We start from the raw sequence: 24,222 nt of genomic DNA, 5'->3' as shown, positions 1-24,222 counted from the left end.
CAACGGCCCGTGAAGTCAACCGGCGATCAGGCGGGCCGCTGCCTGGCGGTGATCGGCGATCAGGCCCTGTACATCCAGCCCTTCGATCTGCCCGTCGATGACGCGCCACTGGCCACCGACCATGACCCGATCGGCCTGGTCGGCGCCGCACAGCAGCAGGGCCGAGAGTGGGTCGTGGCTGCCAGAGAAGCGCAGTTCGTCGAGCTTGAACAGGGCGAGGTCGGCCTGCTTGCCCACCGCCAGTTCGCCGATGTCGTCGCGGCCCAGCAGGCGTGCCGAGCCACGGGTGGCCCAGCCCAGGGCGCGTTGCGGGGTGATCTGTTCGGCGCCATAGCGCAGGCGCTGCAGGTACAGGGCCTGGCGCGCCTCGAGGATCATGTTCGAGGCGTCGTTGGAGGCCGAGCCATCGACGCCGAGGCCAACGGGTGCGCCAGCCGCTTCCAGGTCGACGGTCGGGCAGATGCCCGAGGCCAGGCGCATGTTCGAGCTCGGGCAATGGCAGATACCGGTGCCGGCAGCGCCGAGGCGGGCGATTTCCTCGGCGTTGAAGTGGATGCCATGGGCCAGCCAGGTGCGTGGGCCGAGCCAGCCGACGCTGTCCAGGTAGTCGACGGTGCGCAGGCCGAAGCGTTGCAGGCAGAAGTCCTCTTCATCGAGGGTTTCGGCCAGGTGGGTGTGCAGGCGCACATCCAGTTCTTCGGCGAGGGCCGCGCTGGCACGCATGATTTCGGGAGTGACCGAGAATGGCGAGCAGGGTGCCAGGGCGATCTGGATGCGCGCGCCGTCACCCCGTTCGTGGTAGCTGTGGATAAGTCGCTGGCTGTCGGCCAGGATCACTTCGCCCTGTTGCACCGTCTGCTGCGGCGGCAGGCCGCCATCGGCCTCGCCCAGGCTCATGGAGCCGCGGGTCAGCATGGCGCGCATGCCCAGCTTGCGCACGGCCTCGACCTGCACGTCGATGGCATTGTCCAGGCCCTGGGGGAACAGGTAGTGATGGTCGGCGGCGGTGGTGCAGCCCGACAGCAGCAGCTCCGCCAGGGCCACCTGGCTGGCCAGTGCCAGCTTGGCCGGGGTGAGGCGTGCCCAGACTGGGTAGAGGGTCTTCAACCAGGGGAACAGCGGTTGGTTGACCACCGGCGCCCAGGCGCGGGTGAGGGTCTGGTAGAAGTGGTGGTGGGTGTTGATCAGGCCGGGCAGGACCACGTGCTCGCGGGCGTCGAAGACCTGTTCGCACGGCAGGCTGGGGCTTTCGCCGAGGGCCAGGAGTTGGGTGATACGGCCGTCTTCGATGACCAGGCCGCCGCGGGCGTCGGCATCGTTGGCGGTGAAGATGGCAAGCGGGGATTTCAACCAGATACGGGTCGCAGGCATGGTGCCGGCTCCTCTGAAAGTGGGTTCAGGTTAGCCAGCTCAGTGTTGCCCTGTCTGCTGATCCAGGTCCGCCGTGTGGGCGAGGCATCGAGTCTACTGCCTCGCCACGCGGCTTTCAATTCACCAGATGAGGGCCTCGCCCTTGTAGTTGATGAAGCGCAGGCCGCCATTGCCGCTTTGTGCCTTGATCTGCTCGAGCATGCCTTGGGTGCTGGTCAGCACGTCGATCTCGGCATTCTCGCCGCCCATGTCGGTCTTGACCCAGCCTGGGTGCATCGCCAGCACGCAGAGGTCGGGGCGCTGCAGTTCGACCACGAAGCTGTTGATCATCGAGTTGAGGGCCGCCTTGCTGGCCTTGTACAGGCAGATCTCGCCGCCGTCGGGGATGGTCACGCTGCCCAGGATCGAGCTCATGAAGGCCAGCACGCCGGAGCCTTCGCGGACTTGCCCGACCAGGCGCCGGGCGACGCGGATCGGCGCCACGGCATTGGTCATGAACAAGTCGCCCACCTCCTTGGGCTGGACGGTTTCCAGGTTCTGTGGCAGTGGGCCCATGACACCGGCGTTGACGAACAGCAGGTCGAACACTTCCCCTTGCAGGCGCTGGCGCAAGGCGTCCAGTTGGGCACCGTCGTTCATTTCCAGGGTCTCGATGCGCACACCGGGGAGGGTGCGCAGGTCATCGGCCTTATGCGGGTCGCGGACGGTGGCGATGACGTTCCAGCCATCCTCGTGCAGGCGTCGTACCAGGCCCAGCCCCAGCCCACGGGAGGCGCCGATGATCAGGGCAGTCTTGTTTGCGGGCATCTCGATACTCCTTGAGCAGGTTCAGGAAGGGTCTTGGAGCATACTCCAGGTATTGTCCTGTCGCCTTCATGGCATGGGACGAAGACATTCGCCGGAACCGAACAAAAAATGACCAATGCGCCCCGAGGCCGACGCCGTCGGGCTCCGGCCGGGTGGTTCACGGCTTATCCACAAGCTGCTCCACAGTATCTGTGTGCAAGCGGGAGCGCTGTCGAATGCTGGCGGCAGAGGGGGCACGGGCGCCGAAACTGGGGATAACTCATTGATTCGGGATCGCTTGCCCGGCTGTCACATGCCTGTGATCAAAATATGCTCAACACCCTGCAGGCCTTGGGGGTAAAGGCTTGCAACAGAATGCCCCAAGCTTATCCACAGGCAGGCCCACAGTAGTTGTGGGAAACGTCAGCACGCTTCAAGGCGGATCCGACCACGACTGAGGTCGGCCAGTTGTTGTTGCAGCATCTCCAGGTGTGCTTCGCCGAGCGCCAGGTGCAGGTCCACCCCGTTGGCCGTGAATTGCTCGTCCAGCACCAGACCGTCGGCTTCCGCCAGACGCAGCTTGAGCAGCGCCAGCTCGCTGAAGCTGCAACTACAGCGGTATTCGCTGCGCTGCACCAGTACCCGCTTGGGCGCCTGCTGCAGGCATTTGTTGGCGCCGCCGCCGTAGGCGCGGGCCAGGCCACCGGTACCGAGCTGGATGCCGCCGTACCAGCGGATCACCAGCACCACCACCTGGTCGCAGTCCTGGGCCTCGATGGCGGCGAGGATCGGCCGGCCGGCGGTGCCGCCGGGCTCGCCGTCGTCGCTGCTGCGGTACTGCGCGCCGAGCTTCCAGGCCCAGCAGTTATGGGTTGCCGCCAGGTCGCTGTGGCGTTCGATGAAGGCCATCGCCTCGGCTGCGCTGGTGATCGGGGCGGCGAGGGTGATGAAGCGGCTCTTGCGGATTTCCTCGCGGAATTCGCAGAGCTCGAGCAGGGTAGAAGGCATAGGTCCGGTTCAGGCGGGCGGAGTGATGCCGCAGCCTTTGAGAATGATGTGGATAAGGTTGTTGCTGGCGTCTTCCATGTCCTGCTTGGTCAGGCGGCTGCGGCCGGTGACCTGGCAGATCTGGGTGGCGAAGTCGGCATAGTGCTGGGTGCTGCCCCAGAGCAGGAAGATCAGGTGCACGGGGTCGACCGGGTCCATCTTGCCGGCATCGATCCAGGCCTGGAACACCGCGGCACGGCCACGGAACCATTCGCGGTAGTCGGCGCTGAAGTATTCGCTCAGGCACTGCCCGCCGCTGATCACTTCCATGGCGAAGATCCGCGAGGCTTGTGGGTTGCGCCGGGAGAACTCCATCTTGGTGCGGATGTACTGGCTCAGCGCCTGGGCCGGATCGTCCTCGACGCTCAGGGCGTTGAAGGTACTGTCCCACAGCTCGATGATGTTGCTGAGCACGGCGATGTACAGGCCCAGCTTGTTGGTGAAGTAGTAGTGCAGGTTGGCCTTGGGCAAGCCTGCCTTCAGGGCGATGGTGTTCATGCTGGTGCCCTTGAAACCGTGGCGGGCGAACTCGTCTTCGGCGGCCTGGATGATGGCCTGTTCGTTCTTCTGGCGGATGCGGCCGGCGGGCTTGCCGGAGGCGGAGGGACGATGCGCAGGGACTTCAAGGGTCATGGACGATTCCGTACGGGTCTGTGGCAACGGATGTCGGACAGATTACCTTCCTGTGCCGAAGTGACAAGCATTGGCGTCAGCGACAGGCATCAGCGTGTCGCTGCCAGGCTATCCAGGAAGCTTTCCAGCACCAGGTTCGGCCGTCGTCCCTTGCGCGTCACCCAGCTCAGGCTCAGGTCGTAGAAACGCTCGCTGGGTTTCAGGGCTCGCAGGCGGCCCTGCTGGACCCAGAACGTGGCGTAGTGGTCGGGCAGGTAGCCGATGTAGCGCCCGGTGAGGATGAGAAAGGCCATGCCCTCGCGGTCCGAGGCGCTGGCGGTGCAACGCAGGGCCTGGTAGTGCGCCTGGATGTCGGCGGGCAGGCGGAAGGTCGGGGCGATGGCCTCCTGGCTGTTGAGCCGGTCGTCGTCGATCTGCTGGTCGTCGGCATAGAACAGCGGGTGGCCGACCGCGCAGTAGAGCAGCGAGCGCTCGCTGTACAACGGTTGGTATTCCAGGCCCGAGAGCGGGCTGGTCTGGGGCACTACGCCGACATGCAGGCTGCCGTCGAGCACACCTTGCTCGACCTGGCTGGGGGCGATCATGCGGATCTGGATGCGCACGTCCGGGCCACGGTCCTTGAGCTCGGCCAGGGCATGGGTGATGCGCATGTGCGGCAGGGTCACCAGGTTGTCGGTCAGGCCGATGTTCAGCTCGCCGCGCAGGTGCTGGTGCAGGCCGTTGACCTCGGTGCGGAAGGTCTCCAGGGCGCTGAGCAGTTGCAGGGCCGAGTGGTACACCTCGCGGCCTTCCTCGGTCAGCGAGAAGCCGGCGCGCCCCCGTTGGCACAGGCGCAGGCCGAGGCGCTGCTCCAGGTCGTTCATCTGCTGGCTGATGGCCGAGCGGCCGATTCCGAGGACGTTCTCCGCAGCCGAGAACCCCCCGCACTCGACCACACTGCGGTAGATCTTCAGCAGGCGGATGTCGAAGTCGCTGACCTGGGCCAGGGGATCGGGACGTCGGCTCATAAGTTTAGTCTTCTACTAACTGAAGATTAGAAATGTTGGGTTTTTCAGACTTTATCCCCGTGACAACTTAGCTGCAACAACATCCATCGTTGCCTAATCGTCTTCCGAGGAACCGCCGATGAACATGCCCGAAACCGCTTCCGCCGGTATCGCCAGCCAGCTCAAGCTGGATGCCCACTGGATGCCCTACACCGCCAACCGTAACTTCCAGCGTGACCCCCGCATGATCGTGGCGGCCGAAGGCAGCTATTTGGTCGATGACAAGGGCCGCAAGATCTTCGACGCCCTGTCCGGCTTGTGGACCTGCGGTGCCGGGCATACCCGCAAGGAAATCTCCGAGGCCGTGGCGCGCCAGGTCAGCGTGCTGGATTACTCGCCGGCCTTCCAGTTCGGCCATCCGCTGTCGTTCCAACTGGCCGAGAAGATCGCCGATCTGACTCCGGGCGACCTCAACCATGTGTTCTTCACCAACTCCGGCTCCGAGTGCGCCGATACCGCGCTGAAGATGGTGCGCGCCTACTGGCGCCTGAAAGGCCAGGCCACCAAGACCAAGATCATCGGCCGTGCCCGTGGCTACCACGGGGTGAACATCGCCGGTACCAGCCTGGGTGGCGTCAATGGCAACCGTAAGCTGTTCGGTCAGTTGCTGGACGTCGATCACCTGCCGCACACCCTGCTGCCGGGCAATGCCTTCACCAAAGGCATGCCGGAGGAGGGCGGCATCGCCCTGGCCGACGAAATGCTCAAGCTGATCGAGCTGCATGATGCTTCGAACATCGCCGCGGTGATCGTCGAGCCCCTGGCCGGCTCGGCCGGTGTGTTGCCGCCGCCGAAGGGCTACCTCAAGCGCCTGCGCGAGATCTGCAGCCAGCACAACATCCTGCTGATCTTCGACGAAGTCATCACCGGCTTCGGCCGCATGGGGGCCATGACTGGCTCGGAAGCTTTCGGTGTGACGCCGGACCTGATGTGCATCGCCAAGCAGGTCACCAACGGCGCCATCCCCATGGGCGCGGTGATCGCCAGCAGCGAGATCTACCAGACCTTCATGAACCAGCCGACGCCGGAATACGCCGTGGAATTCCCCCATGGCTACACCTACTCGGCCCACCCTGTGGCCTGCGCCGCCGGTATCGCCGCGCTGGACCTGCTGCAGAAGGAGAACCTGGTGCAGTCGGCCGCCGAGCTGGCGCCGCACTTCGAGAAGGTGCTGCACGGCATCAAGGGCACCAAGAACGTCATCGACATCCGCAACTACGGCCTGGCTGGTGCCATCCAGATCGCTGCGCGTGACGGCGATGCCATCGTGCGTCCGTACGAGGCTGCGATGAAGCTGTGGCAGGCGGGCTTCTATGTCCGCTTCGGTGGCGACACCCTGCAGTTCGGCCCGACCTTCAATACCCAGCCGCAGGAACTGGACCGCCTGTTCGACGCGGTGGGCGAAGCCCTGAACCAGATCGACTGATCTTTTCCGACTCTGACGGCAGGCGCACACCCACGCGCCTGCATCAACCTTCTTTACTTGGAGTTCTGCATGAGCATCGTTCAGCACCTGATCAACGGCGAGCTGGTTTCCAAGGGCGAGCGCACCGCCGATGTCTTCAACCCAGCCACTGGCGAGAGCACCCGCAAGGTCGAGCTGGCCAGCCGCGCCACCATCCAGGCGGCCATCGATTCTGCCAAGGCCGCTTTCCCTGCCTGGCGCAACACCCCGCCGGCCAAACGTGCCCAGGTGATGTTCCGCTTCAAGCAACTGCTGGAGCAGAACGAGGCGCGTATCTCGCAGATGATCAGCGAGGAGCACGGCAAGACCTTGGAAGACGCCGCCGGTGAGCTCAAGCGCGGTATCGAGAACGTCGAGTTCGCCTGTGCAGCGCCAGAACTGCTCAAGGGTGAGTACAGCCGCAATGTCGGCCCGAACATCGATGCTTGGTCGGACTTCCAGCCGCTGGGTATCGTCGCCGGCATCACCCCGTTCAACTTCCCGGCCATGGTGCCGCTGTGGATGTACCCGCTGGCCATCGCCTGCGGTAACGCCTTCATCCTCAAGCCGTCCGAGCGTGACCCGAGCTCGACTCTGTTCATTGCCCAACTGCTGCACGAGGCTGGCCTGCCGAAGGGTATCCTCAACGTGGTCAATGGCGACAAGGAAGCGGTCGATGCACTGATCGAGGCGCCCGAGGTCAAGGCCCTGAGCTTCGTCGGCTCGACCCCGATCGCCGAATACATCTATGCCGAAGGCACCAAGCGCGGCAAGCGCGTGCAGGCCCTGGGCGGCGCGAAGAACCACGCCGTGCTGATGCCCGATGCCGACCTGGACAACGCGGTCAGCGCACTGATGGGCGCCGCCTACGGTTCGTGCGGTGAGCGTTGCATGGCCATCTCGGTGGCGGTGTGCGTAGGTGACCAGGTCGCTGATGCGCTGATCGCCAAGCTGGAGCCACAGATCAAGGCGCTGAAGATCGGTGCCGGCACGTCCTGCGGCCTGGACATGGGCCCGCTGGTGACCGCGGCGGCCCGTGACAAGGTGGTTGGCTACATCGACGACGGCGTGGCGGCTGGTGCCAAGCTGGTGGTCGACGGGCGTGGCTTGCGTGTGGCCGGTCATGAAGACGGCTACTTCGTGGGGGGCACCCTGTTCGACAACGTGACCCCAGAAATGCGCATCTATAAAGAAGAGATCTTTGGCCCGGTGCTGTGCGTGGTGCGTGTGAACAGCCTGGAAGATGCCATGCGCCTGATCAACGAGCACGAGTACGGCAACGGTACCTGCATCTTCACCCGTGACGGTGAGGCGGCGCGCCTGTTCTGCGACGAGATCGAAGTAGGCATGGTCGGCGTGAACGTGCCGCTGCCGGTGCCGGTGGCCTACCACAGCTTTGGTGGCTGGAAGCGCTCGCTGTTCGGCGACCTGCACGCCTATGGCCCGGATGGTGTGCGCTTCTATACCCGTCGCAAGGCGATCACCCAGCGTTGGCCGCAGCGCGCCAGCCATGAGGCGTCGCAGTTCGCGTTCCCAAGCCTGTAATGAAGCAGTGAAGCGGGGAGGCCAGTAGGCCTCCCCGTTTTGTTTGTGCCGTGCTCTTTATTTAAAGATTTATGAAAATAACGGTTGACGGGGTTTCGAATCCCCTTATAATGCGCCCCACTTCCGACGTAGTCGAAACGAAAAACTAAGGCGTTGCCTTGGTTATCCAATAATCAGCGTCTGAAATCGGGCTTTTCGGCGTTCCCAAGCCGTCCATTTCCGGATGATGAGTAACTTGTTCGGAGTTTCCCTAAAAGCCCTCGGGTTCTGAACAGATTCCGATGCTCCTTGTGTTTCAAAAGATTGGTTCGTTGTATTGCCCGGATCGTAGGAGCGGCAATCCAGGCAATACGGGTGCTTACCGTGCTATCGAGCCTCTCAAGGATTAGGCTAAAATTTTGCTGGTCGCTACCGAACAAAATTTTCAGAAAATCACGATCAGGCCGGCAAAACATCCAGATAATATCTGTCAGCGCACTAGCCACGAACGCCTCCTCGGCTCGCGACAACTGTGGCAGTAGTTTGCAAAAACAATCAGAAAAAAATACCGAATGCCTGGCCTCGTCATGCAAATGGTCACGTAGCATGTGAAAAACAGGCTCAACCAATTGCTCACGCGAGAGGTCCAGCAACTCTCGGGTTATGATGGTCTCGGAAACGAAAGCGATCATAAAAACCGCGAGGGATTTGTAGGTGGACGGGGTCTGCTCAATGTATTGATTCAGCAGGAGCAAGCGCATGGCGGGATGCCGGGCAATGTCGAAATGCTCGACTAACTGGTCGGCTATTTGCCGAGAAAACAATGCATGATAACCTTCGTCAGTATAAAGCTTCAGTGCGGCGCGCTGATCGACTGCATCGAAATTTTGCTTCAAAGCCCCAAGAGTCATGGAGGCTACAGCATCGTTGACAACGGTGAGTTCAAGAGTGGTCGTATAATCAAGAAAATGAACAAGGTGAGCGACATGAGCATTCAGACGTGTGGACGAAGGTAGTTTAGTGACCTCTGATAAACTGAGTACTGGGTTCAAGCTCGTTGGGTACCAACGTTCCGGGTCCGTATCGGCCAGGTCTTGGGGGGTCAATAGATAAGCGTAAGGTCGAGAACGGACAGCACTGTTTTGATGCCAGTCATGAAAAGCTCTCTCACCCCGATCCTGAGCATAGATCTTTGTCATCAGGACATCACCTCATGACTGGTCCTTGCACTCATCAAGTCCCGAAGCGATTTGGGAGTGTGTGAACCATCGCTGAACCCGGCGCCTACAAAGAACAGAAGCTGCTCGGCTGAATTGCCGAGTTTGAGTAACGGTTCAATTGCATCTTCATCCATTGCCCCAGTCAACCAAGTACCCAGCCCTTGGTCAGTCGCAATCAACTGAAATGTCTGAGCTATGTGGCCTACTTCAATCAGTGCCATGCGATAAGCACGTGAGTGGGGGTATTTCCACCAGTACTTGTCGAAGCGCGAGGTAAGAAATAGTCCCACAGGCAGATTATTGGCGAAATGCTGCCCCGCCAGCACTATTCCTAATGAGGGAAGACAATCCGTGCATAAATGCAGTGCATGGCGGCTGGAGTCATAATAATAAATACCCGGTGCCAGACCCATTACATTATTAACATATAAATAGCCTTCCGTTGCATTCAAGCCTCCACCAGAAGGGCTACAGCGGCGTCTGCAGAGCGTCATAGATAAATCGTCAGGAGCATTGACTTCCCGAGACGGCATGAAGCCCAGTGAAAACTGCAGCAAATGACTCACTACCTCCAAGGGCACAGGCTTATCGAGAAATGACCTGACGGTCTGACGCCTTTCCAGAACATGTTCAAACTGTGTGTTATCGCCGAACGATGGCAGTTCAATACCCCCGCTTGCGTACTGTTCAATGTTTTCAGACGGTTTGGGAGAGGCCAGCACATGATGACAGTGCTTCAGGTAGAATTCGGCCCACGCCCGTTCGTTTCCTGGAAGTGCCGCAAGCGGTATGCTTCGTGTACCATAATGAAATATCTCCGACAGTACGTCCCACCCCCAATGATTATCCACAGGGCATTCCGAAACAAGAACATTGCAATCAATTAAATTTTGATCAACGGTGCTGCGAGGCTCGACGCCTACCGATGCGTAAGCCAGCTCAATCAAGTGTGCAGCATGCTCTTGATCCATTTCGAACTACCTGTGCCGCTTAAAATCCCAGCAGATGAGACCTGACGCCGCCGCAATAAAAAAGCAATCCCTATTTATTATCATGGCTCTTACTCGACATCCGCCAAGGCGCAGGCCGGCTCTGCGCCTTAGCATCATTTATTGATAGGATCTACTTACCCAAAACCAAATGAGCAAGATTGGCAAGCTTATCGGACTCAAGTTTGACCTCTTTCATTTCCACATCTCCTTTAAATGCCGCCTTATTGCGACACAAACAATATTAGCCAAGCACACCTCGAAGGCAATAAAATATGCAATAGGAATATTCCCAGACAGCTGAAGTCCTTTTCCACAAGAAGCACAACTCATTCGAAATCTCTCAGCCATCTACCCTTTTGAGTCTCACAAACTGACAGAAAATTAACCAATCAATATGTGCCGCTCCCCCTTACTCCATATCAAAAGCCAGGCGCTATCCCGCCGCTACGCAGACTCGATACACAGCAGCCCACGTCCCATACCCTTTCAAACCGTGGGGGACCTGTGTAAAACAGTCCAGATCCCTCACGGCAAGAAAAGGACCCTCTCCATGATCTACCGCCCCCTCGGCCAAAGTGGCCTCCAGGTCTCGGCCCTCACCCTCGGCAGCATGATGTTCGGCGAGCAGACCAGCACCGAGGACGCCCTGCGCATCATCGACAAGGCCTGGGACCAGGGCATCAACTTCATCGACACCGCCGACGTATACAACGGTGGCCGCTCCGAGGAGATCGTCGGCGAGGCGGTGGCCCGTCACCGCCAGGACTGGATCGTGGCGTCCAAGGCCGGCTATGGCCCGGTGGAAGGGATACCCAACCGCAGCGGCCTTTCGCGCAAGCACCTGTTCAACGCCATCGAGGCGTCGTTGACACGCATGGGCCTGGACTACCTGGACATCTACTACCTGCACCGCGAAGACCACAAGGTGCCGCTGGAGGAAACCGTGCGGGCCATGGGCGACTTGCTGCAGCAAGGCAAGATCCGCTATTGGGGCGTGTCCAACTTCCGGGGCTGGCGCATCGCCGAACTGTGCAACCTGGCCGAGCGCCTGGGCGTGGCCAAGCCGGTGGTGAGCCAGCCGCTGTACAACATCGTCAACCGCCAGGCCGAACCAGAACAGTTGACCGCAGCCGCGTACCACGGCCTCGGCGTGGTGCCGTTCAGCCCGTTGGCCCGCGGCGTGCTCAGCGGCAAGTACGCCCCCGGGGCGGTGCCGGACGCCAGCAGCCGCGCCGGCCGCCAGGACAAGCGCATCATGGAGGTGGAGTGGCGCCAGGAATCGCTGGCCATCGCCCAGAAGATCCAGGCCTACACCCAGGCCAAGGGGGTTGGCATCGTCGAGTTCGCCATCGCCTGGGTGCTGAACAACCAACTGGTCAGCTCGGCCATCGTCGGGCCGCGTACCGAAGCGCAATGGAACACCTACGCAGGCGCGCTGGACGTGGCGATCACCGCCGAGGACGAGGCCTTCATCGATTCGCTGGTGACGCCGGGGCATGCCTCCACGCCAGGTTTCAACGACGTGGCGCATTTCGTGACAGGGCGACTGCCGCGCCAGTGAGTCGCTCGGGGCCGCGAAGCGGCCCCAACCTGGCATCGGCCGATTGCAAGCGTTTATGCCTGGATCAGCCCCTGCAAGCCTTTGATCGCCAGCAGGTGCAGCGGGTAGAAGGCATAGCCCCAGCGCCCCACCGGCACGATACGCCAGTCGTCACGGCGCAGTAGCCAGCCCCCCAGCGGGAGCGCCACGGCGGCGATGGCCAAGACCAGCAAGGTCGTGGGGTGCAGGAGGTGGTCGCGCAACCAGCTGTTGGTCAGGTTGCCAGCCATGGCCAGCAGGCAGGGCAACAGCCAGCTCGCCCCACCCCGGCTACGCGCGATCAGGCAGGCGCCCGGCAATAGCACACCGGGCACACCGTACATCAGGCGCTCGCTGGCCAGGGCGGCGAGCAACGCCGCGGCGATCCCGCCCAGGCGCGCCAACGCCTGGGGATGGTGCACGCCCCAGGCGACCAGCAGGCCCAGCGCCAGGGTGGGGATCACGCTGAAGGTCTGCGAGCCGTTGTCCAGCCAGCGGTAGGGGCCTTCGCAGAGCACCGCGAACACCAGCAGCCAGCCCAGGTAGCGAGCATTGCCACGGGTGAACAAGGCCCCGCTGCGGCTGCGCCCGACATTGACGGCGATGGCCAGGCAGAACAGCGGAAAGGCCAGCCGCCCGAGGACGAACAGGCCCTCGGCGGCCGGCCAGAGAAAGCGCAGGTGGTCGGCGACCATGGTCAGGATCGCCGTCCACTTGACCAGGTCCAGCCCTGCCGAGCGCATCAATGGGCGTCCGCCCCCTGCCCCAGGTATTTGTCGCTCCAGGCGGCCAGGGGCAGCGGCGGTTGCTGCTCGAGGATGCGTCGCCAGATCAGCGCCAGGTCGTGGGCATTGAGCATCGAGCCGGCCCCGGCGCCGAGCCACAGCGACGGCGTGACGGCTGCCCAGCGCCCTTGCCCATCGCGGTGGGCCATGTCGAAGCGGAAGGTGTAGTTGCCGGGGATGCCCATGCGCAGGTCGCTCACCACCAGGGCGTCGCCGACCACGTCGTAGCGCAGCCAGTCGCCGGTGAACCAGCGCAGGCGCTCGTGCAGGGGCTCACCCTGCAGCGCCTTGGCCAGCGCCAGGTTGAGCGGCTGGCGCTGCATTTCCGGCGGCTCGCGGTCGAACCAGCTGCTCACGCCTTCGTAGTAGTCGCCGTCCGGGGTCTTGGCCAGCACCCGCCAGACCAGGCTGTTGAAGGCGATGGGCACGGCGCGCAGCTCGGTGATGGCGATCCCACGGTGTTCGAGCGCGAGTTCGAAGCGTTGCTCGGCGGCCATGCGCCCGGCCAGGCCGAAGCCCAGGTAGGCGGTACTGAACAGCAAGGCCGCCGTCAGCAGCGGGATCGCCCTCCCCGCCATGCCCCTGATGCCGGCATAGGCGACGGCGGCCAGCAGCGGCACGGTGTACAGCGGGTCGATGATGAACACCGCGGCCCAGCTCTCGGGGATCGAGTGCAGCGGCCAGAACAACTGGGTGCCGTAGACGGTGAAAGCGTCGAGGATCGGGTGGGTGACCAGCACCAGCCAGAACGCCAGGAACAGCCTGGGCAAGGTGTAGCCCTTGTGCGGCCAGCGCCTGCGCCCGATCCGCTCGACCAGCCAGGCCAGCAACAGGGCCAGGGCGGTGAGGACGAAGACCGAATGGGAGAAACCCCGGTGGTAGGTCATCTGCGACACGGGGTCGGCATAGCGGATCACTACGTCGAGGTCGGGCAACGTGCCCAGGGCAGCGCCGTAGAGCAGCGAACGGCGGCCCTGGATACGGCCCAGGACCGAGCCCTGCAGGGCGGCGCCGAGTACGGCTTGAGTCAGTGAGTCCACGGTTCAGGTCCCTGAAGCAGATGTTTTCGGGAACCTACCTGCATCGCGGTGGGCAGTGCAAATCCAATCGCCTGGCAAGCTTCAAGCTGCAAGAAAAAAGCTGGCCCGCGCAGATCCCGCTTTTCTTGCCGCTTGTAGCTTGTAGCTTGTAGCTTGTAGCTTGTAGCTTGTAGCTTGTAGCTTGAAGCTTGCAGCTGCGCCGCCCCCTCAGAACAGCTGCCAGGTATAGACCAGGATCAAGCGGTTCTCGTCGATGTCGGTGCGGTAGTTCGACCGCGCCATGGCATTTCTCACCCGAATGCCGAGCCCCTTGAACATCCCATCCTGTACCGCATAGCCGATGTCGATGTCCCGCTCCCGGTCCTTGCCTTCGTAGCCCAGCCCGGTGTCGACATTGTCGCCGGTGATGTAGCGCACGGTCGCGGTCAGCCCGGGGATACCCAGGGCTGCGAAGTTGTAGTCATAGCGCACCTGGTACGAGCGTTCGTCGGTATAGGCGAATTCATAGGTCGGCACCTCGTTGCCCAGCGGCGTGATGTTGGCGAACACTCGCGGGAACGGGCTGTCGCCATACATGCCCTGGTAGCCGACATGGAAGCTGTGCCCGCCGTGCTTGGCCGTGAACAGCGAGAAGAACGCCTGGTTGTCGATGTCGCCCAGCAGGGCATCGCCCTCTTCGCGCGCGGTGAAGTACCCCAGATTGGCGCTGAGCAGCCAATCCCCCACAGGCTCGCTGTGCTTGAAGCCGACGAAGCCCTGCCGGTAGATATCCTCCAATTGCCCGTACCACAGGCTGACGCTGCTCCGCTCGCCATTGAAGGCATAGTCGCCGCCCGCATAGTTGAAGGCGTCGCTCTCGGCCTGGCGCATGGGGACATGGCCGAGCATGGCGCTCATCTTGCCGTCGCCCCCCTCGTTGCGCAGGTGCGAGGACTTCAGGTGGCCAGCCTGCACGGTCAGGCCGTCCAGCTCGGTGGAACGGATGCTCGCCCCCTGGTAGGTCGGCGGCAGCAGGCGGATGTCGCTGAAGGTCAGCACCGGCAGGTTGGGCTGCAGCTCGCCGATGCGCAGTTCGGTCTTCGACAGCCGCGCCTTGAAGGTCGGTGCCAGGCGGCTGTACTCGTCGGCGGCGCGGCCATCGCCATGCACCGGCAACAGGCCGCTGTTGGCCCGGTCGGGGCTGCTGTCGAGCTTGATGCCCAGAAGGCCCAGGGCATCCACGCCGACGCCCAGGGTGCCCGGGGTGTAGCCGGACTTGAAGTCGAGGATGAAGCCCTGGGCCCACTCCTCGGTCTTCGACTGCGGATTGGCCCCGACGATGTCGGAATAGTCACGGCTGAAGTAGTAGTGACGGGCGCTCAGGCTGGCCTTGGCATCCTCGAAGAAGCCGCCTTCGGCGGCCAGCAGGGGTTGGCTGAGCAAGGTGACGCCCAGGGCGACGCAAGGGGTGTGGTTCATTCCGAAGCTCTCTTTGGATCTTGTTATTGTGAGTAAGGTGCTGGGAACGCGAAGGTGGCGGTTGGTGGGTTCCTCCTAAGGGCTACGGCGCAAGGCCGCCTGGGGTTGGGGGCGGCGCAGGCGCAGCAGCGCATGGGCCGCCAGGCCGAACAGCAAGCCCCAGAATGCTGCCGACAGGCCAAGGAAGGAGACGCCCGAGGCCGTCACCAGGAAGGTGAACAGGCCCGCATCGCGCTCTTGCGGTTCGGCCAGGCTGCGGGCCAGGGCCTCGCTGATGGCGCCGTACAAGGCAAGGCCGGCCAGGGCGGCGACCAAGGCGGCGGGGAATGCGGCGAACAACGACATCAAGGTGGCCCCGGCAATGCCCAGCAACAGGTACAGCACACTGCCGGCGACGGCCGCGACATAGCGCCGCCGCGGGTCCTCGTGGGCCTCGCGGCCGGTGCACAGGCTGGCGGTGACCGCCGCGAGGTTCAGCCCATGGCAGCCGAACGGCGCGAGCAAGGCGCCGCCCACGGCGCTGGCGCTGATCAGCGGGCTGGCCGAGGTCTGGTAGCCGGCGTTGCGCAGCACCGCCATGCCCGGCATGAACTGCCCGGTCAGGGCGACCAGCACCAGGGGCAGACCCAGGCTGAACAGCGCCGACAGGCTGAACTGCGGGGCGATGAATTGCGGCGAGGCCAATTCCAGCACCAGGGCTTCGCTGCGCAGTTGCCCGCTGGCCAGGGTGACCGCCGCACCGACCAGCAGCACAGTGGCCACCGCGTAGCGCGGCCGGAGCCTGCGCATCAGCACGTAGGTGACGAACATCGCCAGCACCAGCGCCGGCTGTGCCGGCAAGGCCCGGAACACCTCAATACCGAAGCTGAACAGGATGCCGGCCTGCATGCCGGCGGCAATGGAGCCCGGCAGGCGGGCGATGATGCGGTCGAAGGCGCCGCTGATACCGATCAGCAGCAGCACCAGGTTGGCCGCCAGATAAGCGCCGATGGCCTGCTCCAGGCCAAGCTGGGGCAAGGCCGTGACCAGCAGCGCGGAGCCGGGGATCGACCAGGCGATCACCACCGGCACCCGGTAGCGCAGGCTGAGCAGTGCGCCGAGCACGGCGCTGCCCATCGACACCGCCCACACCCAGGACGACAGCAGCCCCTGGGACAGGCCCGCGGCCTCGGCAGCGTGGAAAATGATCACCAGGGGGCCGGCGTAGGAGATCATCGTGGCGATCATGCCGGCGACGATGGCGGACAGGGAGCAGTCCTTGAACAGGTCTTTCATGGGACCTCGCGTGAGACATCGGGGCCCGGCCTTGGGTGGCGGGCGCTTGTTGTCAGGGGGGCCGGCATGGCGAGGGCTTGGCCCTCGATTCGCGGGCAAGCCCGCTCCCACAGGGCCCGAGTCGACCACGGCAAGGCCGTGTGGGAGCGCCGCCGTGAAGGGGCTGCGAGGCAGCCCCTGCGCCCTCAGCCCTCTTGCAACGCTCGCGGCCGGTTGCTGCGCTGCTCGGCATCGCTGTCGGGCGCCTTCTGCAGCTGGAAGTCGAACGTCAGCTCGGCATAGCGCCCGGCGATCCCCCGCGCCCCGTCCTCGCGGAACACCACCTCGCCCACCAAGCCATCGCGGGTGGCGTAGGCGAAGTCGTCCCACAGGTACTTGTCGCCAGACAGGTTGATCTGGGTGGTCAGGTGCCGGTGCCCCGGCGCCGAGATGAAGAAGTGCACATGGGCCGGGCGCTGGCCGTGGCGGCCGAGCAGGTCCAGGCACTCCTGGGTCGGGCCCTGCGGGTCGCAGCCGTAGCCCGAGGGCACGATGGTGCGCGCACGGTAGCGGCCCTCGGCATCGGTGACGATGCGCCGGCGCAGGTTGTACTCGGACTGGCTCTGGTCGAAGAACGAGTAGGTGCCACGGGTGTTGGCATGCCACAAATCGACCGTGGCCCCGGCCAGCGGCTGGCCCTGGGGATCGAGCACCTGGCCTTCGAGGAACATCACCGTGGCCACGCCCTCCTCGCTGCCGTCGTCCATGCGCACCTCGCCTTGGGCAATCGGCGCGCCGGCCACGTACAGTGGGCCTTCGATGGTGCGCGGGGTGCCGCCGGTGAGGCCGGCCTGGGCATCCTTGGCATCCTGCAGCAGGTCGAGCAAGTGCTCGATACCAAGGCCAGCCACCAGCAGCCCGGCCTCGCCGCGCCCGCCCAGACGGTTGAGGTAGTCGACGGCATGCCAGAACTCGTCCTCGCTGACCTCCAGGTCCTCGATCAGGCGGGCGGTGTCCTGCAGCACGCGCTGGATGATGCGCTTGAGGCGCGGGTTGCCGTCGTCGTTGCCGAAGCCGGCGACTTCTTCGAAGAACTTCTGGACCTCGGCAGTGTGGGAAATCTTCACGGTCATGATGGCGTACCTCGTGTTGTTCTTGTGCGTAGCGGGTGGGTCAGCGGTCGTCGGCGTGGATCGACGAGGGGTGGCGGCACAGGCCGTGCACCTCGATATCCATGTAGGGGAACAGCGGCAACTGCATCAGGGTGTCGTGCAGGGCCTCGACGCTGGGCAGGTCGAACACGCTGTAGTTGGCGTAGTGCCCGGCGATGCGCCACAGGTGGCGCCAGGTGCCCTCGCGCTGCAGGCGCTGGGCCAGCGCCTTCTCGTCGGCCTTCAGTTGCGCGGCCTTGGCCGGGTCCATGTCGACCGGCAGTCTCACGGTCATCTTCACGTGGAACAGCATGGTGCTTCTCCTTCTAGGCAAGTCAGGTTCAGCGCCGGGCGAAACGGACCAGGCGCGCTTCGTCCAGGGCCAGGCCCAGGCCCGGCGTGCGTGGCACGTGGAGCTGGAAGTCGCGGTAGACCGGCGCCTGGCTGACGATTTCCTCGGTCAGCAGCAGCGGCCCGAACAGCTCGGTGCCCCAGGTCAGCTGGCGCAGGGTGAGGAAGGCATGGGCCGAGGCCAGGGTGCCGATCGAGCCTTCGAGCATGGTCCCGCCGTACAGGGCGATGCCGGCCGCCTCGGCGATCTGCGCGGTGCGCAGCACGGCACGCGGGCCGCCGTTCTTGGCGATCTTCAAGGCGAAGATGCTCGCCGCGCCGTCGGCCGCCAGGCTGAAGGCATCCTCGACGCTCTCGATCGACTCGTCGGCCATGATCGGCGCCGGGCTGCGCTGGTTCAGGCGCACCTGGCCGGCGCGATTGATGCGCGAGATGGGTTGCTCGATCAGGTCGATGCCGTTGTCGCCCAGCACCTGGCAGGCGCGGATCGCCTGGGACTCGTCCCAGTACTGGTTGACGTCGACCCGCACGCTGGCCCGCTCGCCCAGGGCGCGCTTGATCGCCACCACGTGCTTGAGGTCGTGATCCAGCGGGTTGGCGCCGATCTTCAGCTTGAAGATGCGATGGCGGCGTGCCTCGAGCATCTGCTCGGCCTCGGCGATGTCCCGGGTGGTGTCGCCGCTGGCCAGGGTCCAGGCCACGTCCAGGCTGTCGCGCACCCGGCCACCGAGCAGTTCGCTGACCGGCAGGCCCAGGCGCTTGCCTTGGGCATCGAGCAAGGCGCTCTCGATGCCAGACTTGGCGAACGTGTTGCCCTTGGCGATCTTGTCCAGCTTGAGCATCGCGGCGTTGATGTTGTCCGCCGCCATGCCCAGCAGCGCGGGCGCCAGGTGGGCATCGATATTGGCCTTGATCCCCTCGGGGCTTTCGTAACCGTAGGCCAGCCCGCCAATGGTAGTGGCCTCGCCGATGCCCTCGACGCCGTCGCTGCAGCGCAGGCGCAGGATCACCAGGGTCTGCTGCTGCATCGTGTGCATGGCCAGCTTGTGGGGGCGGATGGTCGGCAGGTCGACGATGATCGCCTCCAGCCGGTCGATGGTCGGGCTTGTCATGCAAGGCTCCAGTTCAGTCAGTTGAGGGTCACGCCTGGCCGGCGGCCAGCAGGCCTTGGCGCCGGCCGCTGGCCAGGTGCACGGCCATGGCCAGCGCGGCGACCGCGCCAGGGATGGCGAAGGCGATGAAGTTCAGTTGCAGCGGCAGGTTGATGCCCATCAGCGCGCCACCGAGCAGCGGGCCGACGATGGCGCCGTTGCGGCCGATGCCGGAGGCCCAGCCAAGGCCGGTGGAGCGTACCGACAGGCCATAGAGCTGGGCGGCGCCGGCATAGAGCAGGATCTGCGTGCCGATGGTGGTGGCCCCGGCGACGAAGATCAGCAGGTACAGCACCGGCATCGGGCTGTTGACGCCCAGCAGGCTGATCGACAGCGCCGCGCCGAGGAAGAACGCCACCTTGACCTTGACCAGGTTGTAGCGGTCGCCCAGCCAGCCACCGAGGATCGCCCCGGCCATGCCGCCGAAGTTCAGCGCCAGCAGGAACGACAGGCTCGACCCCAGGCTGTAGCCGGCGTTGGCCATCAGCTTGGGCAGCCAGGAGCTGAGCGCATAGACCATCAGCAGGCAGCAGAAAAACGCCAGCCACAGGGCCAGGGTGCGCACCGCCAGGCCGTCGCGCAACAGCGCCAGCACCGAGGCCCCCTTGCCCTTGCGCTCCGGTGCCTGCAGCACGTCATCGGGCCGCACGTCGCAGTCGGGGTCCAGGCGCTTGAGCAGTGCACGCGCTTGCTCCGTACGGCCCTGGCGCACCAGGAAGCCGATGGATTCCGGCAGGTAGTAGAGGATCACCGGCAACAGCAGCAGTGGCAGCGCGGCGGCGAAGAACATCGACTCCCAACCGAAGCGTGGCAGCAGGTAGATCCCGATGCCCGCCGAGAGCATGCCGCCCAACGAGTAGCCGCTGAACATGATGGCCACCAGGGTGCTGCGCAGGCGCTTGGGCGCGTACTCGTTCATCAGCGCCACGGCGTTGGGCATCAGCCCGCCGCAGCCGAGCCCGGCGAAGAAGCGGTACACGCCGAACTCACCGGGGGTGCTGGCGAAGCCGTTGAGGATGGTCGCCCCGGAGAACAGGGCGAAGCAGATGGCGATGCCCTTCTTGCGCCCGATGCGGTCGGCCAGGCTGCCGAAGACCAGGGCGCCGAACATCATGCCGAACAGCGCGTAGCTGCCCAGGGCGCCGGCCTGCAGCGGGGTCAGGCCCCACTCTTTCATGATCACCGGCAGCACCACGCCGTAGATGAACAGGTCGTAGCCGTCGAAGACCAGCAGCAGGCCGCACCAGGCCATGACCATCCAGTGAAACGGGGTGAAGCGGGCATTGTCGATGATCGGGTGGACGTCGAGGGTTCGCATGGCATCTGTCTCTCTTGTTTTTGTTGTGTGAGGAAAACCTTGCCCGAAGGCGGCGCTCAGCCGAGGTCGCCGCCGCCTACCGGCAGGGTCACGCCGGTGATGTAGGAGGCCTCGTCGGAGGCCAGGAAGAGGATCGCGCCGACCTGTTCGTCGATGCTCCCGTAGCGTTTCATCAGGCTGCTGGAGACGGTCTGGTCGACGATCTGCTGGTACCAGCCCTTTTCCTGCTCGCTCTGCTCGCTGCTGTTGCGCAGAATGCGCCGGGGCGGTGCCTCGGTGCCGCCTGGGGCGGTGGCATTGACCCGGATGCCACGGCCGGCCGTCTCGAAGGCCAGGCACGCGGTGAGCGCGTTGACCCCACCCTTGGCCGCACCGTAGGGCACGCGGTTGACCCCTCGGGTGGCGATGGACGAGACGTTGACGATGGCGCCGCTGCCGCGCTCGAGCATGTAGGGCAGCGCCGCGTGGCAGCACCACAGGGTGGGGAACAGCGAGCGGCGCACTTCGGCCTCGATCTGCGCCACCTCGTAATGCTCGAAGGGCTTGGCCCAGATCGTGCCGCCGACGTTGTTGACCAGGATGTCGAGGCAGCCGAAGGTCGCCACGGCCGTGGCCATGACCCGGGTGCAGTCGGCGTATTGCTCGAGGTCGGCGGTAAGGGTCAGCACGCCTTCCCCGGCCAGCTCGTGGACCAGTTCGGAGCGGTCCACCGCCACCACCTGCGCGCCCTCGGCCTTGAGCCGCCAGCACACGCCTCGGCCGATACCCTGCGCGGCGCCGGTGACCAGGGCGACCTTGCCTTGGAATCTGCTATCCATCGTTCTCTCCCACCATTGGGTTGTCGAACCCGCCACGAGCCCCTTCAGGCCCGTGGGCTTGGGTTGCGGCTACCGGCCCATTCGCCGCAAGCAGTTGCTCCCACAGGTACAGCGCATGCCTCGAAATGTGGGAGCTGGCTGCCTGCGATCGGGGGCAACGCCCTCGCCAGTCGCCAGGAATAAAAAGGAGGCCGCCCTCACCCGCACGATGCGGGCAGCCCCGTGAAGTCTCAGGCTGCCGCGGCGGCGAACTTTTCGTAGTAGAAGTTGGCCGGGGTGATGCCCTGTTCGCGGATGTACTGGCTGACCGCCTCGACCATCGGCGGTGGCCCGCACAGGTACACGTCGACATCGCCGTCGTTGAGGTGGCGCGGCTCGATGTGCTGGGTCACGTAGCCCTTCTGCGGGTACTGGCTGTCCGGGTTGGCCACGCAGGCGCTGAAGGTGAAGTTGGGGATGCGCGCGGCCAGGGCCTGGAGGCGCTCCATCTCGACCAGGTCGAAGTCGTTGGTGACGCCGTAGATCAGGTGCAGGGGATGCTCCGAGCCCTGCTCGGCGATCTTCTCCAGCATCGCCGTGAACGGCGCCAGGCCCGTGCCGCCGGCCAGCAGCAACAGCGGCCGCTGGATCGGGCGCAGGTAGAAGCTGCCCAGCGGCCCTGCCAGGGTCAGGCTGTCGCCGGCCTTGGCCAGGCTGGTGAGGAAGTGGCTCATCAAGCCGCCGGGCACGTTGCGGATCAGGAAGCTGACCTCGCCGTCCTTCTGCAGCGAGCTGAAGGAATAAGCACGGCTCTGGTCGCTGCCCGGCACCTGCAGGTTGACGTACTGGCCCGGCAGGAACGCCAGGCGGCTCAGGGACTCGCCCTTGATCGACAGGGCGATGGTGCTCTCGGACAACTGGCGTACCTCGCTGATGGCCGCCTCGAAGCTGGCCTGCTCGGCCTTGCACAGCTGCGACGAGGCCGGAATGCGCACCACGCAGTCGCTCATCGCGCGCATCTGGCAGGTCAGCACGTAGCCCTGGGCGATCTCTTGCTCGCTCAAGGCGTCCTCGATGAAGTTGTCGCCCAGGTCATAGCGCCCGGCCTCGGCCTGGCACTTGCAGGTGCCGCAGGCGCCGTCGCGGCAGTCCAGGGGGATGTTGATGCCCTGGCGGTAGGCGGCGTCGGCCACGCTCTCGTGGCCTTCGGCCTGGATGAAACGGGTCACCCCGTCTTCGAAATTCAATGCGATCTGGAAGCTCATGGCGTACCTCCGGGGCGAGCCTGGCCACGGTGCGCCATGCGGCACACCGGGCGACCCTCGCCTTGGCCTGGTGTCAGATGTGGTAGATGTCGATGACCTGACGCACGTAGTCGTTCTTCAGGACCACCTTCTTGGCCAGGATCCGCAGGTCTTCGCCCCGCAGGTCGAGGGTGTAGAAGCTGGTGCCGAAGTAGCTGTCGGTGGTCTTGTAGCGAAAGCTCAGGGTGTGCCAGTTGAACCGCACCTGGCACTGGCCATCGCGCTGCTCGACGATCTCGATGTTGCTGATGTTGTGGGAGGTGCGGGTGTCCGGGACGGTGGCGCTGGAGCGCTCGGTCTTGATGCGGAACACCCGGTCCTCCAGGCCGCCACGGTTGCCGTACCAGATCAGCGAGATCTCGCTCTGCGGGTCTTCGGTGAGGCGGTCGTCATCGTCCCAGGACGGCATCCAGAAGGTCGCGTCGGCAGCGTACAGCTCCAGCCACAGGTCCCACTGGGCATCGTCCAGGTAGCGCGCCTCGCGGTAGAGGAAGTCGCGCACGGTTTCATAGGTGCTGGTCATTGCACGGCCTCCACGGGGATCAGGCGCTGTTCCTGCTCAAGGGCCTTGATCATGGTCTCCTGCCAGTACTTGTGCTGCAGCACGAACAGGCCCTCGTCCTCGGTGCGTACGCCCGACAGCAGCGGCTTGAGCTCGATCTCGCGGGCGGCCTCGTCGGCGCCTTCGACCCAGTGGGCCGCGCCACGGGACATGTCGTTCCAGCCGGCACCGGCGCCATAGCCGGTCTGGCAGGAGCGGAACTCCTCCAGGTCATCCGGGGTGGCCATGCCGCTGACGTTGAAGAAGTCCTCGTACTGGCGGATACGCCTGGCCCGGGCCTCGGCACTCTCGCCCTTGGGGGCGATGCAGTAGATGGTGATCTCGGTCTTGTTCACCGAAATAGGCCGGGCGATGCGGATCTGCGAGCTGAACTGATCCATCAGGTAGACGTTGGGGTACAGGCACAGGTTGCGCGAATTCTCGATCATCCAGTCGGCGCGGGCCTGGCCGAAATCGGCGGCTAGCTCATCACGTCGCTCATACGCCGGACGGTCCTCGGGGTTGGCCCAGCGGGTCCACAGCAGCAGGTGGCCATGGTCGAAGGAATAGAAGCCGCCACCCTGCTTGGCCCAGGCGCCGGCACTCATGGTCTTGATCTGTTCCCCAGCCTCGCGCTGCTTGCGCTGGTTCTGGGTGGCGGCGTAGTTCCAGTGCACGGAACTGACGTGGTAGCCATCGGCGCCGTTCTCGGCGGTGAGCTTCCAGTTGCCTTCGTAGATGTAGGAGCTGGCGCCGCGCAGCACTTCCAGGCCTTCCGGCGACTGGTCGACGATCATGTCGATGATCTTCGCCGACTCGCCCAGGTGTTCGACCAGGGGTTTGACATCGGGGTTGAGGCTGCCGAACAGGAAGCCGCGATAGGACTCGAAGCGGGCGACCTTGGTCAGGTCGTGGGAGCCGTCGCAGTTGAAGCTGTCGGGGTAGCCGGCGTTGCTCGGGTCCTTGACCTTGAGCAGCTTGCCGCTGTTGTTGAAGGTCCAGCCATGGAACGGGCAGGTATAGCTCGAACGGTTGCCGCGCTTGTGCCGGCACAGCATGGCGCCGCGGTGGCTGCAGGCATTGAGGAAGGCATTGAGCTCCCCGTCCTTGTTGCGCGCGATGAAGATCGGCTGGCGCCCCATGGTCAGGGTGAGGAAGTCGTTCTTCTCGGGGATCTGGCTTTCGTGGGCCAGGTAGATCCAGTTGCCCTCGAAGATGTGCTTCATCTCGAGTTCGAACAGGCGCGGGTCGGTGAACATCTCTCGCTTGCAGCGATAGACACCTTTTTCCCGGTCATCCTCGAGCAAGGCATTGAGGTAATCGAATCCCAGGGACATGGCCAGGGTCTCCATTGTTATTGTTCAGGCCAGGTCAGGTTAGGGTGTGCCGGGATGGGGCAATATCCGGATCGTGCAGAGTGCTATCCGATT

22 protein-coding genes are annotated in these 24,222 nt (G+C 64.2%); 3 read left to right on the top strand and 19 right to left on the bottom strand.

From position 1 onward, the window contains the following. Window positions 1-15: 15 nt before the first annotated feature. The 5 genes from ABFA30_RS22965 to ABFA30_RS22945 all read right to left on the bottom strand — a co-directional run bounded on the left by ABFA30_RS22965 (window position 16) and on the right by ABFA30_RS22945 (window position 4,844). Window positions 16-1,371 carry an 8-oxoguanine deaminase gene (locus ABFA30_RS22965; protein ID WP_225790908.1) on the bottom strand — a complete coding sequence of 452 codons (1,356 nt, stop codon included), beginning with the start codon at window positions 1,369-1,371 and terminating at the stop codon, window positions 16-18. A gap of 120 nt (window positions 1,372-1,491) precedes the next feature. Continuing rightward, a complete protein-coding gene (locus tag ABFA30_RS22960) occupies window positions 1,492-2,178 on the bottom strand; it encodes an SDR family oxidoreductase (protein ID WP_225790909.1) in 687 nt (228 codons plus the stop codon). A 402-nt stretch (window positions 2,179-2,580) separates the two neighbouring features. After that, window positions 2,581-3,165, bottom strand: coding sequence for an IMPACT family protein (locus ABFA30_RS22955; RefSeq protein WP_410046000.1), 585 nt, complete (start codon window positions 3,163-3,165; stop codon window positions 2,581-2,583). A gap of 9 nt (window positions 3,166-3,174) precedes the next feature. Continuing rightward, a complete protein-coding gene (locus ABFA30_RS22950; RefSeq protein ID WP_225790911.1) occupies window positions 3,175-3,837 on the bottom strand; it encodes a TetR/AcrR family transcriptional regulator in 663 nt (220 codons plus the stop codon). A gap of 89 nt (window positions 3,838-3,926) precedes the next feature. Beyond that, window positions 3,927-4,844: a LysR family transcriptional regulator gene (locus tag ABFA30_RS22945; protein WP_225790912.1), complete on the bottom strand. Its 918-nt coding sequence runs from the start codon at window positions 4,842-4,844 to the stop codon at window positions 3,927-3,929. A 118-nt stretch (window positions 4,845-4,962) separates the two neighbouring features. Here ABFA30_RS22945 and ABFA30_RS22940 point away from each other — a divergent pair, with 118 nt between their 5' ends. Next, the gene (locus ABFA30_RS22940; protein ID WP_225790913.1) at window positions 4,963-6,309 is read left to right on the top strand and encodes an aspartate aminotransferase family protein; all 1,347 of its coding nucleotides are present in this window, start codon (window positions 4,963-4,965) and stop codon (window positions 6,307-6,309) included. Between the two features lie 69 nt (window positions 6,310-6,378). Next, window positions 6,379-7,872, top strand: coding sequence for a CoA-acylating methylmalonate-semialdehyde dehydrogenase (locus ABFA30_RS22935; protein WP_225790914.1), 1,494 nt, complete (start codon window positions 6,379-6,381; stop codon window positions 7,870-7,872). A gap of 173 nt (window positions 7,873-8,045) precedes the next feature. Here the strand turns inward: ABFA30_RS22935 and ABFA30_RS22930 are convergent, their stop codons facing one another. Continuing rightward, a complete protein-coding gene (locus ABFA30_RS22930) occupies window positions 8,046-9,050 on the bottom strand; it encodes a diiron oxygenase (protein ID WP_410045999.1) in 1,005 nt (334 codons plus the stop codon). After that, window positions 9,050-10,042, bottom strand: a complete 993-nt coding sequence (locus tag ABFA30_RS22925) for a SagB/ThcOx family dehydrogenase (protein WP_410045998.1) — start codon at window positions 10,040-10,042, stop codon at window positions 9,050-9,052. Before ABFA30_RS22925 ends, ABFA30_RS22930 begins: the two co-directional genes overlap by 1 nt. Before the next feature lie 571 nt (window positions 10,043-10,613). Between ABFA30_RS22925 and ABFA30_RS22920 the strand changes: the two genes are divergently transcribed. Next, on the top strand, window positions 10,614-11,624 hold the full coding sequence (locus ABFA30_RS22920) for an aldo/keto reductase (RefSeq protein WP_225787900.1): 1,011 nt from the start codon (window positions 10,614-10,616) through the stop codon (window positions 11,622-11,624). A 53-nt stretch (window positions 11,625-11,677) separates the two neighbouring features. Here ABFA30_RS22920 and ABFA30_RS22915 read toward each other — a convergent pair whose 3' ends face one another. From ABFA30_RS22915 to benA, 12 genes are all read right to left on the bottom strand, one after another. Beyond that, window positions 11,678-12,385: a TraX family protein gene (locus ABFA30_RS22915; RefSeq protein ID WP_410045997.1), complete on the bottom strand. Its 708-nt coding sequence runs from the start codon at window positions 12,383-12,385 to the stop codon at window positions 11,678-11,680. Next, window positions 12,385-13,467 (bottom strand): metal-dependent hydrolase, encoded by a 1,083-nt coding sequence (locus tag ABFA30_RS22910; RefSeq protein ID WP_410045996.1) that lies wholly within the window; start codon window positions 13,465-13,467, stop codon window positions 12,385-12,387. The genes ABFA30_RS22915 and ABFA30_RS22910 overlap by 1 nt, the downstream gene beginning before the upstream one ends. Window positions 13,468-13,674: 207 nt before the next feature. After that, a complete protein-coding gene (locus ABFA30_RS22905) occupies window positions 13,675-14,925 on the bottom strand; it encodes an OprD family porin (RefSeq protein ID WP_253101398.1) in 1,251 nt (416 codons plus the stop codon). A gap of 75 nt (window positions 14,926-15,000) precedes the next feature. Further along, window positions 15,001-16,200: a benzoate/H(+) symporter BenE family transporter gene (locus tag ABFA30_RS22900; protein ID WP_253101395.1), complete on the bottom strand. Its 1,200-nt coding sequence runs from the start codon at window positions 16,198-16,200 to the stop codon at window positions 15,001-15,003. A 185-nt stretch (window positions 16,201-16,385) separates the two neighbouring features. Then, window positions 16,386-17,312, bottom strand: coding sequence for a catechol 1,2-dioxygenase (catA, locus tag ABFA30_RS22895; RefSeq protein ID WP_225787905.1), 927 nt, complete (start codon window positions 17,310-17,312; stop codon window positions 16,386-16,388). 40 nt (window positions 17,313-17,352) lie between these two features. Beyond that, complete coding sequence (catC, locus tag ABFA30_RS22890) at window positions 17,353-17,643, bottom strand: muconolactone Delta-isomerase (protein WP_225787906.1); 291 nt, start codon at window positions 17,641-17,643, stop codon at window positions 17,353-17,355. Between the two features lie 28 nt (window positions 17,644-17,671). After that, window positions 17,672-18,793 carry a muconate cycloisomerase family protein gene (locus tag ABFA30_RS22885; protein ID WP_410045995.1) on the bottom strand — a complete coding sequence of 374 codons (1,122 nt, stop codon included), beginning with the start codon at window positions 18,791-18,793 and terminating at the stop codon, window positions 17,672-17,674. Window positions 18,794-18,821: 28 nt separating this feature from the next. Further along, the gene (locus tag ABFA30_RS22880; protein WP_225787908.1) at window positions 18,822-20,150 is read right to left on the bottom strand and encodes an MFS transporter; all 1,329 of its coding nucleotides are present in this window, start codon (window positions 20,148-20,150) and stop codon (window positions 18,822-18,824) included. 56 nt (window positions 20,151-20,206) lie between these two features. Beyond that, window positions 20,207-20,968, bottom strand: a complete 762-nt coding sequence (locus ABFA30_RS22875) for a 1,6-dihydroxycyclohexa-2,4-diene-1-carboxylate dehydrogenase (protein WP_410045994.1) — start codon at window positions 20,966-20,968, stop codon at window positions 20,207-20,209. A gap of 230 nt (window positions 20,969-21,198) precedes the next feature. Next, a complete protein-coding gene (gene benC, locus ABFA30_RS22870) occupies window positions 21,199-22,212 on the bottom strand; it encodes a benzoate 1,2-dioxygenase electron transfer component BenC (RefSeq protein WP_225787910.1) in 1,014 nt (337 codons plus the stop codon). 73 nt (window positions 22,213-22,285) lie between these two features. Beyond that, window positions 22,286-22,774 (bottom strand): benzoate 1,2-dioxygenase small subunit, encoded by a 489-nt coding sequence (gene benB / locus ABFA30_RS22865; RefSeq protein WP_253090830.1) that lies wholly within the window; start codon window positions 22,772-22,774, stop codon window positions 22,286-22,288. Continuing rightward, on the bottom strand, window positions 22,771-24,129 hold the full coding sequence (gene benA, locus ABFA30_RS22860) for a benzoate 1,2-dioxygenase large subunit (RefSeq protein WP_225787912.1): 1,359 nt from the start codon (window positions 24,127-24,129) through the stop codon (window positions 22,771-22,773). The genes benB and benA overlap by 4 nt, the downstream gene beginning before the upstream one ends. Window positions 24,130-24,222 lie beyond the last annotated feature (93 nt).

The organism is Pseudomonas sp. HLMP, from assembly GCF_046365545.1.
GTDB classification, from domain to species: Bacteria; Pseudomonadota; Gammaproteobacteria; order Pseudomonadales; family Pseudomonadaceae; genus Aquipseudomonas; species Aquipseudomonas guariconensis_B.
The sequence above is the reverse complement of the archived record's forward strand: the minus strand, read 5'-3'. Positions and strand labels throughout refer to the sequence as shown.

Bases quoted from the DNA above. Each gene is read 5' to 3' on its own strand.
- ABFA30_RS22965 (WP_225790908.1), bottom strand. From the start codon at position 1,371: ATGCCTGCGACCCGTATCTGGTTGAAATCCCCGCTTGCCATCTTCACC.
- ABFA30_RS22960 (WP_225790909.1), bottom strand. From the start codon at position 2,178: ATGCCCGCAAACAAGACTGCCCTGATCATCGGCGCCTCCCGTGGGCTG.
- ABFA30_RS22955 (WP_410046000.1), bottom strand. From the start codon at position 3,165: ATGCCTTCTACCCTGCTCGAGCTCTGCGAATTCCGCGAGGAAATCCGC.
- ABFA30_RS22950 (WP_225790911.1), bottom strand. From the start codon at position 3,837: ATGACCCTTGAAGTCCCTGCGCATCGTCCCTCCGCCTCCGGCAAGCCC.
- ABFA30_RS22945 (WP_225790912.1), bottom strand. From the start codon at position 4,844: ATGAGCCGACGTCCCGATCCCCTGGCCCAGGTCAGCGACTTCGACATC.
- ABFA30_RS22940 (WP_225790913.1), top strand. From the start codon at position 4,963: ATGAACATGCCCGAAACCGCTTCCGCCGGTATCGCCAGCCAGCTCAAG.
- ABFA30_RS22935 (WP_225790914.1), top strand. From the start codon at position 6,379: ATGAGCATCGTTCAGCACCTGATCAACGGCGAGCTGGTTTCCAAGGGC.
- ABFA30_RS22930 (WP_410045999.1), bottom strand. From the start codon at position 9,050: ATGACAAAGATCTATGCTCAGGATCGGGGTGAGAGAGCTTTTCATGAC.
- ABFA30_RS22925 (WP_410045998.1), bottom strand. From the start codon at position 10,042: ATGGATCAAGAGCATGCTGCACACTTGATTGAGCTGGCTTACGCATCG.
- ABFA30_RS22920 (WP_225787900.1), top strand. From the start codon at position 10,614: ATGATCTACCGCCCCCTCGGCCAAAGTGGCCTCCAGGTCTCGGCCCTC.
- ABFA30_RS22915 (WP_410045997.1), bottom strand. From the start codon at position 12,385: ATGCGCTCGGCAGGGCTGGACCTGGTCAAGTGGACGGCGATCCTGACC.
- ABFA30_RS22905 (WP_253101398.1), bottom strand. From the start codon at position 14,925: ATGAACCACACCCCTTGCGTCGCCCTGGGCGTCACCTTGCTCAGCCAA.
- ABFA30_RS22900 (WP_253101395.1), bottom strand. From the start codon at position 16,200: ATGAAAGACCTGTTCAAGGACTGCTCCCTGTCCGCCATCGTCGCCGGC.
- catA (WP_225787905.1), bottom strand. From the start codon at position 17,312: ATGACCGTGAAGATTTCCCACACTGCCGAGGTCCAGAAGTTCTTCGAA.
- catC (WP_225787906.1), bottom strand. From the start codon at position 17,643: ATGCTGTTCCACGTGAAGATGACCGTGAGACTGCCGGTCGACATGGAC.
- ABFA30_RS22885 (WP_410045995.1), bottom strand. From the start codon at position 18,793: ATGACAAGCCCGACCATCGACCGGCTGGAGGCGATCATCGTCGACCTG.
- ABFA30_RS22880 (WP_225787908.1), bottom strand. From the start codon at position 20,150: ATGCGAACCCTCGACGTCCACCCGATCATCGACAATGCCCGCTTCACC.
- ABFA30_RS22875 (WP_410045994.1), bottom strand. From the start codon at position 20,968: ATGGATAGCAGATTCCAAGGCAAGGTCGCCCTGGTCACCGGCGCCGCG.
- benC (WP_225787910.1), bottom strand. From the start codon at position 22,212: ATGAGCTTCCAGATCGCATTGAATTTCGAAGACGGGGTGACCCGTTTC.
- benB (WP_253090830.1), bottom strand. From the start codon at position 22,774: ATGACCAGCACCTATGAAACCGTGCGCGACTTCCTCTACCGCGAGGCG.
- benA (WP_225787912.1), bottom strand. From the start codon at position 24,129: ATGTCCCTGGGATTCGATTACCTCAATGCCTTGCTCGAGGATGACCGG.